The organism is Microbaculum marinisediminis, assembly GCF_025397915.1.
Taxonomy (GTDB): domain Bacteria; phylum Pseudomonadota; class Alphaproteobacteria; order Rhizobiales; family Tepidamorphaceae; genus Microbaculum; species Microbaculum marinisediminis.
Window position 1 is genome coordinate 354091 of record NZ_JALIDZ010000002.1, and the last position, 17955, is coordinate 372045.

The 17955-nt window shown below is 71.0% G+C and carries 22 protein-coding genes; all 22 read right to left on the reverse strand.

All coding sequences use genetic code 11. From position 1 onward, the window contains the following. Positions 1 to 57 precede the first annotated feature (57 nt). On the reverse strand, positions 58 to 1437 hold the full coding sequence (locus tag MUB46_RS04935) for an ATP-binding protein (RefSeq protein ID WP_261614767.1): 1380 nt from the start codon (positions 1435 to 1437) through the stop codon (positions 58 to 60). A 91-nt stretch (positions 1438 to 1528) separates the two neighbouring features. After that, positions 1529 to 2200, reverse strand: a complete 672-nt coding sequence (locus tag MUB46_RS04940) for a response regulator transcription factor (protein WP_261614768.1) — start codon at positions 2198 to 2200, stop codon at positions 1529 to 1531. Between the two features lie 45 nt (positions 2201 to 2245). Next, entirely contained in the window at positions 2246 to 2668 is a 423-nt protein-coding gene (locus MUB46_RS04945) for a hypothetical protein (RefSeq protein WP_261614769.1), read from the reverse strand. Positions 2669 to 2734: 66 nt separating this feature from the next. Next, positions 2735 to 3418 (reverse strand): nitroreductase, encoded by a 684-nt coding sequence (locus MUB46_RS04950; protein WP_315902703.1) that lies wholly within the window; start codon positions 3416 to 3418, stop codon positions 2735 to 2737. 73 nt (positions 3419 to 3491) lie between these two features. Then, positions 3492 to 3896, reverse strand: coding sequence for a holin family protein (locus MUB46_RS04955; protein ID WP_261614770.1), 405 nt, complete (start codon positions 3894 to 3896; stop codon positions 3492 to 3494). Next, positions 3893 to 4534, reverse strand: a complete 642-nt coding sequence (locus tag MUB46_RS04960; protein ID WP_261614771.1) for a glycoside hydrolase family 108 protein — start codon at positions 4532 to 4534, stop codon at positions 3893 to 3895. Before MUB46_RS04960 ends, MUB46_RS04955 begins: the two co-directional genes overlap by 4 nt. A gap of 75 nt (positions 4535 to 4609) precedes the next feature. Further along, the gene (locus MUB46_RS04965; RefSeq protein WP_261614772.1) at positions 4610 to 5131 is read right to left on the reverse strand and encodes a TIGR02594 family protein; all 522 of its coding nucleotides are present in this window, start codon (positions 5129 to 5131) and stop codon (positions 4610 to 4612) included. 464 nt (positions 5132 to 5595) lie between these two features. Next, a complete protein-coding gene (locus MUB46_RS04970) occupies positions 5596 to 5940 on the reverse strand; it encodes a hypothetical protein (protein WP_261614773.1) in 345 nt (114 codons plus the stop codon). Beyond that, positions 5940 to 6716 (reverse strand): DUF2793 domain-containing protein, encoded by a 777-nt coding sequence (locus MUB46_RS04975; protein ID WP_261614774.1) that lies wholly within the window; start codon positions 6714 to 6716, stop codon positions 5940 to 5942. The genes MUB46_RS04970 and MUB46_RS04975 overlap by 1 nt, the downstream gene beginning before the upstream one ends. Positions 6717 to 6757: 41 nt before the next feature. Continuing rightward, positions 6758 to 10768: a baseplate multidomain protein megatron gene (locus MUB46_RS04980; RefSeq protein WP_261614775.1), complete on the reverse strand. Its 4011-nt coding sequence runs from the start codon at positions 10766 to 10768 to the stop codon at positions 6758 to 6760. A gap of 3 nt (positions 10769 to 10771) precedes the next feature. Beyond that, the gene (locus tag MUB46_RS04985; protein ID WP_261614776.1) at positions 10772 to 11314 is read right to left on the reverse strand and encodes an NlpC/P60 family protein; all 543 of its coding nucleotides are present in this window, start codon (positions 11312 to 11314) and stop codon (positions 10772 to 10774) included. After that, positions 11292 to 12185: a DUF2163 domain-containing protein gene (locus MUB46_RS04990; RefSeq protein WP_261614777.1), complete on the reverse strand. Its 894-nt coding sequence runs from the start codon at positions 12183 to 12185 to the stop codon at positions 11292 to 11294. Before MUB46_RS04990 ends, MUB46_RS04985 begins: the two co-directional genes overlap by 23 nt. Before the next feature lie 167 nt (positions 12186 to 12352). Beyond that, entirely contained in the window at positions 12353 to 12985 is a 633-nt protein-coding gene (locus tag MUB46_RS04995) for a DUF2460 domain-containing protein (RefSeq protein WP_261614778.1), read from the reverse strand. 283 nt (positions 12986 to 13268) lie between these two features. Beyond that, the gene (locus tag MUB46_RS05000) at positions 13269 to 14000 is read right to left on the reverse strand and encodes a PRC-barrel domain-containing protein (protein ID WP_261614779.1); all 732 of its coding nucleotides are present in this window, start codon (positions 13998 to 14000) and stop codon (positions 13269 to 13271) included. A 203-nt stretch (positions 14001 to 14203) separates the two neighbouring features. Beyond that, entirely contained in the window at positions 14204 to 14782 is a 579-nt protein-coding gene (locus MUB46_RS05005) for a phage tail tape measure protein (protein WP_261614780.1), read from the reverse strand. A gap of 139 nt (positions 14783 to 14921) precedes the next feature. After that, on the reverse strand, positions 14922 to 15155 hold the full coding sequence (locus MUB46_RS05010) for a phage tail assembly chaperone (protein ID WP_261614781.1): 234 nt from the start codon (positions 15153 to 15155) through the stop codon (positions 14922 to 14924). Positions 15156 to 15202: 47 nt separating this feature from the next. Next, on the reverse strand, positions 15203 to 15562 hold the full coding sequence (locus tag MUB46_RS05015) for a gene transfer agent family protein (protein WP_261614782.1): 360 nt from the start codon (positions 15560 to 15562) through the stop codon (positions 15203 to 15205). A gap of 4 nt (positions 15563 to 15566) precedes the next feature. Next, positions 15567 to 15980 carry a phage major tail protein, TP901-1 family gene (locus MUB46_RS05020; protein ID WP_261614783.1) on the reverse strand — a complete coding sequence of 138 codons (414 nt, stop codon included), beginning with the start codon at positions 15978 to 15980 and terminating at the stop codon, positions 15567 to 15569. A 90-nt stretch (positions 15981 to 16070) separates the two neighbouring features. Continuing rightward, positions 16071 to 16475: a DUF3168 domain-containing protein gene (locus tag MUB46_RS05025; protein ID WP_261614784.1), complete on the reverse strand. Its 405-nt coding sequence runs from the start codon at positions 16473 to 16475 to the stop codon at positions 16071 to 16073. Beyond that, complete coding sequence (locus tag MUB46_RS05030) at positions 16472 to 16732, reverse strand: hypothetical protein (RefSeq protein WP_261614785.1); 261 nt, start codon at positions 16730 to 16732, stop codon at positions 16472 to 16474. Before MUB46_RS05030 ends, MUB46_RS05025 begins: the two co-directional genes overlap by 4 nt. Next, positions 16729 to 17049: a phage head closure protein gene (locus MUB46_RS05035; protein WP_261614786.1), complete on the reverse strand. Its 321-nt coding sequence runs from the start codon at positions 17047 to 17049 to the stop codon at positions 16729 to 16731. Before MUB46_RS05035 ends, MUB46_RS05030 begins: the two co-directional genes overlap by 4 nt. Next, positions 17049 to 17615 (reverse strand): head-tail connector protein, encoded by a 567-nt coding sequence (locus MUB46_RS05040; RefSeq protein WP_261614787.1) that lies wholly within the window; start codon positions 17613 to 17615, stop codon positions 17049 to 17051. The genes MUB46_RS05035 and MUB46_RS05040 overlap by 1 nt, the downstream gene beginning before the upstream one ends. Between the last annotated feature and the right edge of the window lie 340 nt (positions 17616 to 17955).

Consider the following 17955-nt stretch of genomic DNA (forward strand, 5'->3'; position numbering starts at 1 on the left):
GTCGCGAATGGTCGCGGGGGGGATCGCAGGGGGGCGAACGGGGCCATCAAAACGGGGTCAGGCCGCCGGCAGCCGCAGCGCGGCGCGCAACCCGCCGAGCGGCGAGCGCGACAGCGCGAAGCTGCCATTGTAGAGCTCGGCGAGGTCGCGGACGATCGACAGGCCGAGGCCGGAGCCCGGCTGGGTCTCGTCGAGCCGCCGCCCGCGCCGCATCGCGTCCCGGCATTCCGCCTCGCTCAAGCCCGGACCGTCGTCCTCGACGACGATCTCGAGCATCTTTCGGTCGCCGTCCGGGGCCTGCCGGCAGCTCAGCCGCACCTGCGACGTCGCCCACTTGAAGGCGTTGTCGACGAGGTTGCCGAACAGCTCCTCCAGGTCCTGGCGCTCGCCCTGGAAGCGCGATCCGGCCTCGATATCGACGGTCAGGTCGATGGCGCGGTCGGCGTAGATGCGGCCCATGGCGCGGGCGAAGGTCGCGGCCACCGGCTCCACCTCCGTCACCGCGCTGACGACGCCGGCGGACGCGGCGACGCGGGCGCGGTCGAGATAGTAGTCGATCTGGTGGCGCATCAGCCCGGCCTGCTCGACCACCTTGTCGCCGAGCGGCCCCTTCTCGGTGCGCGCCTCGTTGGTGATCACAGAAAGCGGCGTCTTCAGCGCATGGGCGAGATTGCCGACCTGGGTGCGGGCGCGCTCGATGATCTTGGCGTTCGACTCGATCAGCGCGTTGATCTCGGCGGTCAGCGGCGCGATCTCGCGCGGATAGGCGCCGGTCAGGCGCTCCGCCCTGCCCTCGCGGATGCCGGACAGCGCCGCACCGACCCTCCGCAGCGGCCTGAGGCCGAGACGCACCTGCGCGACGGTGATGACGACGATGCCGACGCCGAGCACGGTGAACACCGCTACCAGCAGGTTCCGGTAGGCGGCGATGTCGGCGTCGAGCTCGCCGAGATCGGCGGCCGTGGCGAAGGCGATCCGATCGCCCGTGCGGTCGAAGAGGACGAGCTGCTCGACGGCGCGCAGGGTCTCGCCGTTCGGCCCCTCGATGTCCATCACCCGGCGAAACGCGTCGTCGAAGGGCGCTTCCTCGGTGTTCTTCAGCGCCAGCCGTCCGCCGGCGAGCGAGGGCGAGGCAATCGCCTGATCGCTGCCGCCCAGGCGGATCGCCTGCCAGTACCAGCCGGAATGGAAGCTCTCGAAGCGGGGATCGCCGAGCTGCGGCTCGCCGTAGATCCGCCCGCTTTCGTCCTGCTGGATGGCGGCGACGACGTTGAACAGATGCAGGTCGAGCAGGGTCTCGAAATTGCGCTCCAGTCCGGCGCGGTAATAGGAGACCAGCACGAAATAGGCGGCGGCGAGCGCCAGCAGGCTCCACACCGCGGCCAGAACGAACAGCCGCAGCGCGAGCGATACCGGCTGGCGGGACGACGCGCTCATCCCGACATCCCGACTGTTCGCCGGGCCTCGACGTCGTTCGCTGCGTATGCGGGGGAGAGCACCTTGGCCGGAACCGCGGTGTTTGGCGCGCTCAATCGGCGGCAGCCGGGGCGTTGATGGAATAGCCCAGGCCCCGCACGGTCTCGATGATGTCGGTGTCGAGCTTCTTGCGCAGGCGGCCGACGAAGACCTCGATCGTGTTGGAGTCGCGGTCGAAATCCTGGTCATAAAGATGCTCGACCAGCTCGGTGCGCGACACCACCCTGCCCTGATGGTGCATCAGGTAGGACAGCAGCCGGAACTCGTGCGAGGTCAGCTTGACCGCGTTGCCGTCGACGGTGACGCGCGAGGAGCGGGTGTCGAGGCGCACCGGGCCGCACTCGATCTCGCTGGAGGCGTGGCCGGCGGCGCGGCGCAGAAGCGCGCGGATGCGCGCCAGCACCTCCTCCATGTGGAAGGGCTTGGCGACATAGTCGTCGGCGCCGGCGTCGATGCCGGCGACCTTGTCGGACCAGCGGTCGCGCGCGGTGAGGATCAGCACCGGCATCTTGCGGCCGTCGGCGCGCCACTGCTCGAGCACGCGGATGCCGTCCATCTGCGGCAGGCCGATGTCGAGCACGACGGCGTCGTAGGGCTCGGTATCGCCGAGGAAATGGCCTTCCTCGCCGTCGAACGCGGTGTCGACGGCATAGCCGGCGTCGGTCAGCGCGGCGACGAGCTGGCGGTTCAGATCCGTGTCGTCCTCGACGACCAGAATACGCATCGTGGTGTTTCCCTTAAGGTCCGGCTTCGAAACTGTCCGGCCCGGTCAGTTGGCCGGAACCGTGATCTGCTTGCGCGTCGGCGGCTTGCGCCCGCTCGGGTCCTTGATCAGCACGGTCACCACGCACAGAGTCCGGTTGCCGCGCTGGACCACCCGCGGCGCACCGATGACCTGGCCGCCCTGCGCGGCCGCCGCCTGCGCCGCCGCGGCGCCGCAGCCGCCGCCGGCAAGCCGCATCGGCCCAGGCGTCGGCACAACAGGAACGGCAAGCCCCGGCCCCCCGGCGACAGGAACCCCGGCCACACCGGCCGGACCGTTGGCCCCGGTCCCGAACTCGGCATCGATCTCCGCGCAATTGTCTCCGAGCCCGCCGGAGCACGCAAGCGCGTTGCCCGGCGTCGCCGCGGCGACGCCGGCGAGCGCGACGAAGAGAGCGGCGGCAAGGCCTATGAGCGCGTTCCTGTTCATGGGCCGGAACCGTAGTGTCGCCTGGCTGAACGTCGGATGAATGGGTCGTTCAGGTGTGTCGGGCGCTCAGAATCCCCGGAAAACGGCGAAGTCGTCAACCTCCGCGCGCTCGGTGCGCCAGTTGTTGACCGGATGGTCCATGTCGGCGTGGCCGAGCGCGATGCCGCAGAACAGCATCATGTTCTCGGGCAGTTCGAGGAAATCGGTCATCGTCTTGTGCCAGAAGGTCCAGGCTTCCTGGGCGCAGGTATGCAGGCCGTGCTCGCGGGCGAGCAGCATGACAGTCTGGCAGAACATGCCGACATCGGCCCATTGCGGCGGGCCCATCTGGCGGTCGATCGAGACGAAGATGCCGACGGGCGCGCCGAACAGCACGAAGTTGCGGGCATACTGGCGATAGCGCGCCGGCCGGTCCTCGCGCGGAATATCGAGCGAGGCGTAGAGATCGGCGCCGCACTTGAAGCGCCGGCCGGTATAGGGCGGGCTCAGGGGCACCGGGTAGACCTGGTATTCGGCGCCTTCGGCCAGCGGCAGGGTATCGAATCGCGGGGTGATGCGGCCGTGCAGATCCTCCAGCGCGTCGCCGGTGACGACGTGCACGTGCCAGGGCTGCAGGTTGCCGCCCGACGGCGCCCACCGCGCCGCGTCGAGGATGGCGCGGACGGTGTCTTCGGGCACCGGCGTATCGAGGAAGGCACGGCAGGACATGCGCGAACGGGCCGCGTCGGTGATCGTCAGGGTGTTGGACAAGGCGGGAAAGCTCCGGCTGGGATCATCTTTGGCGGGGAACCTAGCGGCAAAGCGGCAGAAGCGCCAACCGCCCTCACCTGTCCCTGCCCGTGAACACCTTCTCCAGCGACCGCCCGCCGATATAGCCGCCCATGCCGACGACGAGCAGGGTCCACAGGCCGTCGGGCACGGCCTTGAGGCCGACGACCTCGTCGAGCGGCACATGCAGGATCGCGGCGAGGATCGGCACGGCGACGGCGTGCCAGACGAGCAGGCCCATGCAGACGATCATGAAGAGCGGCCGCCAGTTGCGCTGCAGCGGGCCGCCCCGGGCTTCCGTCGTGATGATCGCGGCCTGCGCCTCGGCCAGGCGCGCCTCGGCGTCGGAGGCCGCCTGCGTGAGCTCGGCCTCGATGCGGGCGCGCTCGGCGGGATCGGGGATCACGCGCCTGACGATCTCCAGGACGGGGCCGAGGAAGGGGGTAAGGGCGCCGATCATCGTTTGCCTCCCGTGAGGATCGCCCGCAGCAGCGCTGCGAGCATGGACCAGAAGCCGCCGGCCGGCGGCGCGCTGTCGCGGCCGTCGCCGCGAGGATCCGGTGGCGTGGTCGTCGCCGCCCCGCCGCGCGCCATCGCCCGGGCCGCGCGGCGCACCTCGCCGACGCGGCACTCCCAGCCGCGGCCGAACACCGCGAAGGTGCTCAGCGACCGCAGGAAGGCGAGGCGCACGTCGCAGATGTCGTCGATCAGCCGGGCGGGATCGGTGGCCGCCGCCGCGGCAAGCGTCACCGGGCCGACGATGCCGTCCTGGGGCACGCGCAGCGCGGCCTGGAGCCATCGCGCCGCCCGCCCCGGCCCGGAATTCACCGCCGCGTCGAACACGCAGTAGTCGACGCCGGCCGGCAGGTCGTCGGCCAGGATCGCGTCCCAGTAGCGCGCCCGGTAGATCGCGCCGGCCTCCGCCCGGGTCAGGCGGCGCACATCGGTCGCGGTGACGCGCGCGCCGCGCCAGGCCGACAGGGTGGCGCTGGTGATGCCGTATTTGGTGGCGCCGCCGGGATCGCGCGGATGGTCGGCATAGCCGCCCTCGTGGCGGAACACGTGCGGCAGCGCCGCCTCGAAGCCGTGCCGGGCCATCGCGGTCTCCCTGCAAAAGCAAAAAGGCCGCCCCGGAGGACGGCCTTTTCTGATTGGGTCGAGTGGGTGGGGCGATCAGGGCCGCCGGTATCCCAGCACGCGCGACTTCGGATAGGTGCCGATGCCAACCTTGCGGCCGTGATTTCCGGAAATCAGCTCGATCTTGCCATCCTTCCAGCCCATGAAGTAGCCGACATGGCCGCCACCCCGCCGGGCCAGGACGACGATGTCGCCCGGCTGCGGGTTGGAGACCGGCTTGCCGTAGGCCAGATAGGACTTGGAGGAGCGGGAGCCCGTGCCTTCGCGGCCGATCTTCTTCTCCACCAGGTTCATGAAATCCGCGCACCACTGCGAGCGCTGCCCGGTCGGGTTGCCGCCGAGATAGCGGCGTGCCACCGAGATGGCTTGCGTGCGGCCGACCCCGGTGGTGAAACCGGCGGTCTTCGTATCCTTGGGCGAGAAGGTCAGCGTGACCGCGGACGGATCGCCGTCGAGGATACGCGCGGATGCCGGCGCCACGGCGAACGAGGCGACGACGGAGGCCGTCGCCAGCGCGGTTGCATGAAGGCCCAAACGCCCCAGCGAAATTCCAGTCATACTCAGTTCCGTCGCTGGTTACACAAAGCGCCCCGGCTTCAAGGGCCGTGACACTGCGCATTTGCTAACGAAATATGACCAGATTTTGAAATATTTTTAGAAATTTTTCGATAGTCTAAATCTTAAGGTTACCACGCAATCCCAACCAAGACTCCGCACGACTCGCGCACTAGTTTTGATTTTTATGTATTTTTTCGAAGAATACAGTGATTACTATACTTAATAGTTCATGTTGCGGCGCAGCACATCCTAGATATTGATCCAACGAAATACTTTTGATCAAACGATCAAGAAACCCCGGAAATCTTTGAGTTCAAAGCATAAAGCCGCGGTGCGGAGACCGCATTTCGGCCGCCGGCCGGCCACTCCTCCGCGGTCCCGCGTCCTTCGCGACGGCCATCGCGCCGGTTTTTCCTGCCACTTCCCTGCCGTTCCCGGAGCCGTTTCCCGGCCCGTTTCCGTCGTCACGCGCCGTCTTTTCCCTCCAGGCTCAGCCCTGCCGCGGCGAGGATGTCGGCGACGGTCATCGTCTTTCCGTCGGCCGCGATGGGGACCGCGCGGCTAAGAAAGGCATCCATCGTCGCGCCGGAACCGGGGCGGTCCGGCTCGACCTGAACCGTGCCGCGATGCGGCAGGGCCTTGCCGCCCAGGCCCTGACCGACGGCAACGGGATCGCACCGGAAGGAAATCGTGCGCGGCAGCGAGACGGGCGCGCCGTCGTCGTCGTAAACCGTGCGGGCCGGCGTGATGCGGACTTCCGTGATGGTGTGTTCGGTCGGCATGATGATCCCCGCTTCGTCTCTTGCCATCAGGCGCCATAGACCGGTTCGCCGCGAAACAAGTATTTCGTGCCGCTGACGATCTGCACCGTGCTGAACACACCCAGATTGCCGCTGCCGATCCCGACCAGCGCGATCTTCTGGGCGATCGCCGTCATGATCGTGACGACATAGCTCGTGCTGGCCGGAAAAGACGGGATCGCGCTTCCGCCGGAAGAGCCGGGCTGGAAGGTGCCGAGGCCGTCGGCAACGACGGTGAACGGCAGGCCGTCGATCCGGAAGCTTCCGGAGGCCGTCGTGTAGGTCGGCGTGAATTGCAGCGTGTAGGTCAGAAACACCGTGTCGCCGGCGCGCACATAGGTGCCCGACCGCTCGTGGTAGGTCACGGACAGATCGCCTGGCGTGTCGAAGGTGACGACCGGGGTCCAGGTGCCGGACTCGATCGCGCCGGAACCGGCGGCGAGTCCGTCCCAGCCGGTCGCCGTCAGCACGTAGAACGCCTCCTCGTCGCGCACCCAGGCGAGCCAGCCGACGCCGTCGCCCGCGCCAGGCAGGAAGGAGCGCCAGGCGCCATCCTCGTAGCGGGCGATGCGATCCTCCCAGCCGGTCCAGGCGCCGGTCGCGCCGGCGGCGACGATGTAGCAGTCGCCCTCGGCGGGACTGCCGGGCGGGGCGGAAAGGTCCTTGTCGAGGACGCTTAGCTGCACCAGCGTGTCGAGGGCGACCAGCGCCTCGTTGTGGGTGACGTGCTTCTGCGCCTGCGCGGCGGCGATCTCGGGGAGACGCAGTCTCGCGGTTTCTGCCATCGTCCAGCCTTTCCAGTTGTCCCGGTATAGTGGTCCCAGGTCTAGTGATCCCAGGTCAGGGCCTCGGCGGCGACGCCGGCGCCGAAACTCGCCGACATCTGGCGGACGCGGATCGGGACGGTCCATTGCGGCGCCCCGAAATCCGCCGTCTGGGCCGCGGCGGTGTAGAGGTATCGCGGCTCGGTCAGCGCCACGGTGCGCAGGACGGCGCCGCCGGGCGCGTCGAGGATTTCCAGTTCATAGGCCTCGTCCTCCTCCGCCAGCGGCACCTCGGTCTGGTTCCAGGAATCCCCGCCGACGCGGGTGCGGCGGACCCAGGCGAGCGTCCAGTCGCCGGTCGCGTGGTCGCGCCGGCCCGCCAGGTGCACCGGCGCCAGCGGCCGGCGGCCCTTGCCGGCCATGGTGATGGTGTGCACGCCGAAGGACGCGTCGGAGACGTCGCGGCTCGCCGGGCCGACGCGCCAGGTATAGGGCAGGCCCATGTCGGCATCGGACAGGTCGGGCTGCCGCAGCGCTGCGTCGAGGATCAGGACGCGGGCGCCGGCGGCGACGGGATCGCGCATGGCGTGCTCGGAGCCGCGCTGGCCGCGCAGCAGCAGCGACAGCTTGTAGCGGTTCACGTCGATCAGCTCGGCGGTCTGGAACTGCACGATCTCCCATTCGCCGTCGGCGGTCTCGACCGCCAGCGCGTTGACGCCGGCCAGCACGTTGATGGCCTCGGCCGATGCCAGCGTGCCGGCCTCGAGATCGACATAGAGATCGTTGACCCGGTCCCAGCGCCACAGGGGGCCTGAGTAGAAGTCGAAGGCCGTCGTGCCGACGGTCGCCGGGGTGGGGAGCATCGTATCGAGCACGAAGCCGGTCTCGGCCGGGCTCTTGTAGACCGCGACGCTGCCCGGCCACGGCGCGACGAAGGCGGCGACATAGCCGGCATGGGGGTCGTCGGCGTCCTGCAGAAGCGCGCCGTCGAGGAACACGGCCAGGGGCGCGCCGAGCGCCGGCACGCTCACCACCGGCCGCGCGCGGCGCGGCATCGCGGCGGCGTCGAACAGGTTCGCCTCGACGCGGATGGCGCGCAGGCGGCGATAGGCGCCGTCGTCGATCTCGGCGAGGCGCCAAGTCTCCTGACCGTTGGCGTCGCCGCCGGGTTCGAAGCGGATCACGTCGCCCGGATCCAGATCCAGATGCGCGGGCGGTAGCGCGAACTCCAGCCGCTCGCGGCCGACCCAGGCGTCGAACAGCAGCGTCTCGGCGAGGGCGCGGGCGCGCGCCTCGCCCATCACCACCGGCAGCGAGACCTGCTCCACCCGCATCGACCCGCCGTCGGAGCGGCGCGCCTCGACACCGGCTGCCAGGTCGTCGTTGACCGGATCGCCATAGGCGATCTTCACGGCGTCGGGCAGCTCGGTCTCCTGGCCGCGCGTGCGGGCGTAGCGGTCCGTTCCGACCTCGCCGGCGCCGCCGTCGGGCGCGCCGATGTCGACCAGGTCGTCGAGGCCGACGTCGCGGATCACCGGCGCGCCGAGGCGGGAGGCGAAGCGCAGCTGGCCCTGGCTCTCGAAGGCCTGGAACAGGTAGGCGGGCTGGATCGCGTCGAGCACGGCGCGGATCGACATCAGCCGGTCGACCACCACCGCGTCGACGACGCCGGCCATGTCGCGGACGTCACGCAGCGACAGCGGAATGTCGTACCGGGCGAGCAGGTGGGTGACGGCCTCGCGCGCCGGCGCGGCGCCGAGGCGGCCGGAGATCCAGTGGCCGTATTCCCAGTTCGGCGCGTCCGCCCAGGTGGCCTCGTCCTGCGGGAACGACGGTCCCATGCGCGCGTCCCACGCCCACACCGCCATGCGCTCGCGGTTGACCATGCGGCCGGAATAGACGCCCGACGACGGATTGTTGGCGGGGTCGGTCCAGTAGTCGAGCATCGCCTGCAGGTAGGCGCGCTGGGCGGCATCGTCGCGGGCGCCGGAGGAATAGTGCGGGAGGACGCTTTCCGACGATTTCGGGTCGTAGAACACGTTGGGCTGGTTCGGCCCCTTGTCGACCGCCGGGCAGCCGAATTCGGTGAACCAGATCGGCTTGCCCTCGGGGGTCCAGCCGGTCGGGGCGCCGCTCTCGCTGCCGCCGGGGCGGTCGTGGTGCGCGTTCTCCCACCAGCCGCGGATGTCCTTGTTGCGGAACACCCAGGGCTTGCCGTAGGCGCCGTCGGCGATGGGGGTGCGGATCTGCGCGTCGCGGTCGGCCTGGCTGGCGTAGTACCAGTCGTAATACTCGCCGCCGGCGATATTGGCCGTCAGGTAGGCACGGTCGTGGATCGCCGTCGGACCGGTATTGGCATAGTCCAGGTGATCGGTGCCGTCGCGCCAGTCCGACAGCGGCATGTAGTTGTCGATGCCGACGAAATCGAGCGCGGCGTCGGACCACAGCGGATCGAGGTGGAAACGGACGTCGCCCGAGCCGTCGTCGGGCCGGTGCGAGTGATATTCCGACCAGTCCGCCGCATAGCCGAGCTTCGTGCCGCCGCCGAGGATCGCGCGCGCCTCGCCCAGCAGGTCGACCAGCGCGTCGACGAAGGGATAGGCCGACGCCGAGGATCGCACCGTCGTCAGGCCGACCATCTCCGAGCCGATGGTGAAGGCATCGACGGGCGCCCCGGCCCGGGCGGCGAGATCGGCCAGCGTCGCCATGTGCAGGACGAAGCGGCGATAGGACCATTCGGCCGGGCCGGTATAGTCGACCACGGTGCCGGCCGAGGCGGCGAAATCCGAGGCCTGCGCCGTGCCCACGAAGGCCGCGACCTGGGCCGCCGCCGCGGCTGTCCTGTCGGGCGATCCGGCATGGCCCGGCGCCGGCGAGCAGGTGACGCGGCCGCGCCAGGGATAGGCCGGCTGGCCGGTCGTGCCGGCGTTGTCGGAATAAGGATCGGGCAGCGCGTTGCCGGCCTCGATGTCCATCATCACGAAGGGATAGAGGGTGACGTGATAGCCGCGCGCCTTCAGCTCCTTGATGCAGGCGATCACGGAGGCGTCGTTCGGCGCGCCGCCGAAGGCGGGAATGGCGCCGGGCAGCTGGCTCACCAGGTCGGCGGTGGCGCGGTCCTCGCCGGCCACCCGCCAGGCATAGGGCATGCCGTCCTTCATCGTCGTTTTGGCGCGGCTCTCGACCTTCGGCCGGATCTCGCAGTGGCCGCAGCGCAGGTCGGTGCCGAACCAGGCGACCACCAGCACGATCGAGCCGCAGTTTTCCGCGACGCTGCCGAGCAGGTCGAGCGAGGCGACGAGATCGGATGGCGCTTCCAGCGTGTGCCGGTTGTCCGCCGTGTAGCTGGCCTGCCCGCTCAGCCGGTTGACGGTGCCGGGATCGTAGCCGAACTCGGTGGTGCCGGGGATCAGCGCCACGGCGGGGACGAGCGGCTCGAGGTCGCCGACGCAGCGGTAGACCTCGGCGGTGATCACCGGCATCCGGTTGCCGTAGGTCTCCAGCGCCATGTTCTCGAACACCACATAGGCGACGCCCCGGTAGCCGGGCGTCGCGTCGGTCCCCTCCTTGGCCTCGATCAGGCTGTCGCGGCCCTGGTTCGACCGGCCCCGGTGCTTGCGGATGACGACGTCGTCGGAATCCTGGTCGAGCTCGCGCCCGTCCGCCCAGATGCGACCGATGCGGTCGACCGGCCCCTCGCACAGGGCGACGGCGAAATTGGCGTAATAGGTGTAGGTCGTCGTGCTGCCGCCGCCACCGCCCAGGCCCTTGCCGCCGCCGCTGTCGTCGGTGACGGCGTCCTCGCGGAACCGGGTCGCCCAGATCATCTGGCCCGACAGCCGGGTGCGGCCGACGAGCCGCGTCATCGCCGCGCCTTCCGTGGAGCCGGTGATATCGACGGCGGTCAGGCGCGGGCCGACCCGGCCGGGCCGGGCTGCCGTCGACGCCAGCAGCGTCTGATCGACGGCGGCGCCGGCGAGCCCGCCGAGCGCGCGGCCGATCACGGCGCCGGCCGGGCCGCCGATGGCGCCGCCGATCACCGAGCCGGCGACGGAAAGCAGAAGCGTTGCCATGGTCTAGTGCTCGAGTCCGGGAAAGGAAAAGGCGCCGACGATGCGCCGGCGCCACCAGGGCGACAGGGTGACTTCGCAGACCGGCGCGCCCTCCTGGGCGTGGACGAAGCGGTCTCCCGCCGCATCAGCGCCGCCGGCCGCCCCGGCCACCCCACCGGCCACCGCCGAAACGATGCCGGCATGCTTGGCGACCCTGCCGCCGCGGATGCGGAAGACGACCACGTCGCCGGGGGCGATGGCCCGCGGCGCGATCTCGACCAGGTGCCGCCGCGCCGTGGCGATCAGCGCCTCCTTGCCGGTGACGCTGCCCCAGTCGCGGCTGTAGGCGGGCACGGCTTCGGGCTCCGGCCCGTACAGGGCGCGCCAGACGCCGCGCACGAGGCCGAAGCAGTCGCAGCCCGCGCCCCGGCGGCTCGCCTGGTGATGATAGGGCGTGCCGATCCAGGCCCGCACCTCGGCGACGATCGCCGCCCGGCTGACCGTCTGGTCGACCGATCCTGCGATCCGCCGGCCACGCCGGGCCTCACCTGAAGAAGCTGCCGCCATCGTTCTCTCCGGTCTGGCCGACGACATAGGAAAAGGCTCGGTCGTTGCCGGGCATGTGCGGAAACCCGCGGAAGTTCAGCACGTTGTCGAACTTCGCCTTGCAGGTCCGGATCGTCTTGTCGCAGCCGGCGGTGACGGTGAAGGCGTCGCCGGCCGCAATCGGCAGCGGCGCGCGCTGCCACAGCGTCAGCGCCGCCCCGTCCGCCGTCCTGCGATGGGCGCGGATTTCGGCCGCGGCGCCGGCGTTGGCGCCCGACGTCCAGGTCAGGCGGCCGTATCGGAACCAGCCGTCGTCGTAGGCGTCCAGGCCGCCCGTCGAGACGACCCGGTTGTCGCGCACCGCCGTCACCGCCGCGCTGCCCCTGTAGGCGGCGGAGTCGAGATCGACGCTGCAGCGATGGTCACCGACCACCGCGTCGCAGGTGCGCTGATAGGTGCGCCCGACGGTCTGGTCGAGCGCATGGGCAAGGCCGCGCAGCTCGGCGGTGAAGGCGAGTTCGCCGCGCGTCACCTCGCCGATGGCGCCGGAGCGCATCAGCAGCCGCTGGCCGGGTTTGGCCCAGTTCACCCGCCAGACCGCGATCGCCGCCCCGTCGTAGCGGCCGGCGCGGATATCGGCCTCGGTGATCGCCGCCGACGACAGCGCGCCCTCGACGTCCAGATTGTCGACGGACAGGCCGAGGCTGGAGGAGATCTCGCTCGCCGCGACCCCGCTCGCCGCCTCGTAGGTCGTGCCGCCGAAGGAAATCGGCCGGTCGTGATCGGTGAAGCCGAGGACGACGCCATCGGTGCGGCTGACCTTCCAGCACCAGCAAAGCGTCGTCACCGGCCCGGCGAGATGGGCGGCCAGCGCGGAGGAAACGGTTTTCATCGCAGTACCCTTCGCTGTGCGCCGGGGCCTGGCGGCTGACGCCGCATGGGCCCCGGATCACGTCCGGGACACGCTGCTGCGGCATTCGGCACGGTGGCGGACACACAAGAGACCTCGTGCCCCGGACCTGATCCAGGGCCCAGAACAGCGGTCGCCGTCGCCTAGATCTAGATGCGGATCTCCACCACCGGGATCTGCGGGATGGCGCCGTGACGGACGCTTGCGAGGTCGACGCCGATGACATCGGTGTCGAAGCGGACGGGCACGTCGAACTCGAACCCGGCGGTGACCGCGGCGTCCACCTCCGGCGGACTGACGAAGGCGACGCGGCCGGTGGTGACGTCGACGGCGAAATCCGTCACCGGAGCCAGCTCGATGCCGGCGACGGCGACGCGGACCGTGCCGGCGACCGGCTTGGCGATCGTGCGCGTCCAGGGCAGGTGCGCGGCGCCGTAGACCTTGACGAGCTGGAACACCGTCTCGACGCCGTCGCCGGTGCCGATGGGCTGGTCGGCGGGCGCGGGCACGGCCAGCGGCGCGCAGGACTTGTAGTCGGCCCAGTCCTTCCAGCGGAACCCGTGGGCGCGGCCGCGGCGCTCCTCGAAGAAGGTGATGACGGCGTGCAGCGCGTCGGCGTCCTTGATGCCGGTGCCGGCGTCGTAGCGCCGGCGCGACTCGGCCCATTGCTGGTTGCGCGCCTCGTGGCCGGAGGCGAGCGCGACGACCTGCGTACGCCGCTCCGGGCCGCCGGTCGAGCCGCGCGAGACATCGGCGGGAAATCGGATCTCGTGAAAGCTCATGGGCACATCCTGCGCGGACCGGACGGGCTTCGGCCCGTTAAAAAGGGGACCATCACACGGGGGCCATCCCACGGGACCCCACCGTTTGGCGGCCCGCTAACGGGAGACAGAAAAAAGCCGGCCTCCGAAAGGAAGGAGGCCGGCTTCGGAAGTTGCGGGCGGCGACACCGGAACGGGGTTCCGGGCGCCGCCCGGCACACGGCGTGGCGCGATCGGGGGGCATGAACGGAGTCGACCCGAATTGGGCCGGGGATCGCACCGCGCCGCAGGCGGGGACCAGGGACTATTCGGCGGCGGACGGCTTGTCGACCGGGGTGCCGGGCTCGGCGTTCAGCCGGTCGGTCCGGGTCTCAGAGTCGCCGTTGCCGATCGCGCGCAGCCGCGCCTGCAGGTCGCCCCTGTCGCGGAAGGCCGGCGCGTTCTCGAGCTGTTCGCGGCTCAGCATCACCACGGCGACCTCCTGCTCGGGCTGGAAGTCGAACTCGCGCCAGTTCACGGCGACGTCCTTGGCGCCGATCCCCAGGAAGCCACCCACCGAGACGATGCCGGCGACGACGCGGTTGCGCCTGTCGATGACGAGCGCGTCGAGCGTGCCGATCGACTCGTCCTCGGGGTTGCGGACGTCCATGCCGATGAACGTGTCGGAGGCGACCTGCCCGGTCTTCTGGGCGGTCAGGATCGGCCCGGCCGGCAATCCGTCGGCGCCGACGGGGGCGCCTGCGGGAGCCCGCGCGGCGGCGGTCGGATCATCCTGACCCGGCGGCGCCGTCATCTCGTCGGTCAGCGTGTTCTTCAGCGTCGGCGCGTCGCTGTCCATCGACATGCCGCCCTCGGCGCCGCTCTCGATGCCGCCGTTTCCGGGGGCCTGCATCGTATCGCCGTTCTGTTCGACGGCGGCGGGCGGTTCGGTGGTCTGGCTCGTATCGGACTGCGTGCCCGACTGGGCGAAAGCAGGCGCGGCGAGCGCGAGGGCGAGTGCCGAGCCGGCGAGGAAACGGATGGGTCGTGCGGTCATGGTCATCTCCTGTGTTCGTGCCGGCGGCGCGAGGCCGCCGGACATGAATCGGATCGCGTTCTGTCTCGAACGTGGCCCATCAACGCGGCACCGGATGCGATGTTCCGAAATTTCAATCACAGAATGTTACGACATTGAAAACAATAGCCTTTTTGCCATTCGAGCGCCCCATACCCGCCGCATTGGCGCCGCATTGAGGCCTCTCAGCGGTTGCGGACGCCGCGCTGGACGGTGCGCGACAGATCGGCGGCGATCTGGCCGCGGGCGCGTCGGAAGCCCTCCACGTCCGGCGTCTGGATATTGAAGGTGACGTGGACCGCCCCGCCGCCCTGCGCCGCCACGCCAAGGCGGCCGTCGGGGCCGCGCCGCAGGGGCAGGATCGCCTCCGGCCCGGCCTCGCCGACGAGGCCCAGGCCACCGCGTCCAGATCCGCCGCCGAGGGCGAACAGGCTCGGCTGCGAGACGACGCCGCCGGCGGCGAACGGCGTGAGCACGCCGCCGTTGGCGAACCCCAGCGCGCCCTGCACCGCCGCGCCGAGGGCGGCCGCAAGGCCCTGCTCCAGCGGCCGCAGCGCCGCGCTCAACACCAGCCGCGACAGCCGCAGGGCGAGATCGCGCAGCACGTCGCCGAGCGACCGGCCCTTCAGCGCCGCGCTTTCGAACGCGCCCGTCAGCGCCGCGCCGAAGCCGCGGGCAAGGCGCGTCGCCTCCTCCATGTCGGCGCGAAAGGCCGAGATATCGGCATCCACATGGACGGTCAGTGTGTCGTCGGTCTCGGGCATGGCGTGTTCCGTTCGTTGTCCGTTGGCGTGGCTGTTGCGCGGCGCGGCGCTGCGACCCGTGGCACGGTGTCGATCCCCTGACGGGCCTCGTGCCCTGGACCTGATCCAGGGCCCAGGGCCATACGACGGACCCTGGCGGTCAGTCCGGGAACCGCGCCATCAGCGCGGCGAGATCGTCGCGGGTCGGCGCGGGCGCCAGACCGTGGGCCAGAGCATGCGACGACGCCAGCCAGCCGGCGGCGAGCGCCAGTTCGCGCGGCGTCGCCGCCCAGGCCTGGCGCGGGCTCAAGCCCAGTACGGCGACCGCGAAGCCCAGCAGCGCTCCCCAGGGGAACCGCCGCTCGGGCGGCACGGCAGTCTCGGGTGAACCCATGTCGTGTGAACCGGCGGGCCGGTCGGCGGACGGATCGGGGTCGCCGGTCAGCCCGCCGCCGTAGGGTTTGGCGCGCCGCCGTCCGGATCGGCCGTCGATGCCGCGCCGAAGGTCGCTTCCAGCAGGTCGGCGACGAGGCCGACATAGGCGGCCGCGCCGCCGTCGATCGGCAGCCGCGCCACCTCGGCGTCGGTGATCTCGTGCCCCGCCCCGCGCAGGCCGGCGCCGATGATCGCGATCGCCTCGCGCGCCGACAGCCGGCCGGCCTCGAAACGCGCGGCCAGTGCCATCAGGTCGCCGGCGCCCAGCGCCGCCTCCAGTTCGGCGAGCGCGCCGAGGGTGAGGCACAATGTGCGGTCGCGCCCGCCGAGACGGGCGGAAATCTCGCCGCGAAGGGGATTGGCCATGGCCCTACACCGCCGCGAAGGTCAGTTCGCCGGCGGATTCCAGCGCCATGTCGAAGGTCAGCTCGCCGTCGTGGCGGCCGGAGAACTCCAGCGCGGTGATCTGGAACGGGCCGGCGATGACGCCGAAGTCGGGGATCGTCACCTGGAAGGCGCGGATCGCCCCGTCGAAGAAGAGCTGGCGCATCAGCGCGTCCGACTGGGCGTCGCGGAACAGGCCGGCGCCGGTGATCGACGCCCGCTTGATGCCGCCGCCCGCCAGCAGCTCGCGCCACTCGCCGGCCGACTCCATGTCGGTCACGTCGACGCTCTGGGCGTTCAGGCCGAGCGTGCGGGTTCTCAGGCCCGCGACGGTGACGAAGGTGCCGACCCCGTCGGAGTCGATCTTCAAGAGCAGGTCCCTGCCTTTCTGGGCGGCCATCGGCGTCTCCGTGGTGTGATGGGTCGGTTCTGGTTCCGCGCGGCGTCCCACACGCCCGCATTCCCTATCGGCGGCGCCGGCGCGTCGCGCCTAGTCCGCTTCCGTCACCGCGCGCAGGCGCATCAGGCCGCGCCAGGTGGCGCCGTCGGCCTGGCGGCGGGCCTCGGTGCGCTCGACGGCGAGATTGACCAGGCGGTGGCTGGCCAGCGCCAGCGGCGCGCCGTCGAGCACGGCGGTGGCGGCGCCGAGGATCTCCAGCGCCTGGCGCCGGCCGCCCTGGCGCGACCAGACCAGCAGCGTCGCGTAGTGCTCCTGCCGCTCGCCGGAGACGTCGCCGTAGTCGAGCGAGGTCAGGTCGGCGAGGCTCACATGCGGAAAGCCCGCGCCCTGCGGCGCGCCGTCATGGATCGCCTGGCCGCCGAGCAGCGCGGTCAGCGGCGCGTCGGCGCGCAGCGCGGCGACCAGCGCCGATTGCAGCGCCAGCGCCGCGCTCATCGGGTGCCACCCCTGTAGGTTCCACCCCTGCGGGTGCCGCCCAGAGGGGCGCGCGGCTCGGGCCGCGGCGTCACCCGCAGGTCGCCGGCCTCGCCGCGCGGCGCGGCGATGTCGCGATGGTCCTTGAACCGGCCTTCGAGGCGCGGCGGGCGGGCAATCTCGGGCCCAGCCTCCAGCGCTTTCTCGAGTCCCGCCTCGAGGCGGCGGGCGAGCCTACCGGGCGCATCGGCGCCGGTCAGGCGGATCCTGAGCTTCATGCGGGGGTCTCCTCACACAGGCAGTCGAGGTAGCGGTGGCGCTCCTCGCGGTCGATCAGGCCGCGGATCTCGAAGACCCGCGTGCCGAAGGAAAGGCGCATGGCGGAACTGACGTCCGGTCGCCAGCGGATGGTGACGCGAATATCGACGGCCGCCTCGATGCGCTCCGCTTCGACGCGCTCGGACGCGCGCAGGGGCTCGACGCGCGCCCACAGGGTGGCCACGTCCTGCCAGCTTCGCGTCGTGCCGCCTGCGCCGTCGTCGGCATCGACCGGCGCCTGCAGCGTGACGCGGCTGCGCAGCCTGCCGAGCGGCATCACAGGCTCACCGCCCGGTAGGGGGCGATCAGCGCGGCGACCGTGCCTGGCACCTGCGCCACCGGCCCGCCGAAGGCGACGGGCTCGCGGGTCTCGTACCAGTGGGCGACGAGCTGCCGGATCGCCTGGACCAGCGGCGCCGGGACGTCGGCGGGGTCGCCATAGCCGGCGGTGAAGTCGATCTCGACGCCGTTGAAGGCGGCGCCCGGCGCCACCGTGTCGCGCACCATCAGGCGGGCGAGAAACGACGAGACGTCGGCGACATAGGCGGACGGATCGAGGACGGCGGGCGCGCCGTCGCGGTCATAGACCGTGACCGCGGTAATGGCGGCGACCGGCGACAGCGGGATCTCGACCGTGCGCCCGGGCGGCCAGCCGTCAAGCACGAGCCGCCAGGCCTGCGTCACCAGCACGCGGCGGATGGCCGCCTCCACGTGCAGCCGGGCCGCCGCGATCAGCGTGCCGATCAGTGCGTCCTCGTCGTCGTGCTCGACCTTGAGGAAGGCTTTGGCGTCGGCGAGCGACAGCGGCTCGGCCGCCGGCGGCGTGACGAGGATCAGGGTCATGAGGGTCTCCTGAAAGGCCCGGTGACGGGCGATCGCGCGGGGGGCGGCCCTGTGATTTGCGGGTCTGAGTTTTGCGGCTCCGGGTTCCCTATCGGCGGGGATGCCGTGCCGAGGGGCCGATTGGGTCCCGGATCAGGTCCGGGACACGCGGCTGGTCGCGTGGCACGGCCGTGGCCAAAACCAGGGCCTTGGGCCCCAGGACCTTGGGCCCCGGAGCTTCGTGCAGGCGGTCGATAGATCGCCCTCTCCCCCCTTGCGGGGGAGAGATGGAGAGGGGGGTCGGCGCGGCGCCCCGGGTGCCTTGCCCTATCAGCGCCTTGCCCCGAAAGCGCCGCGCCTA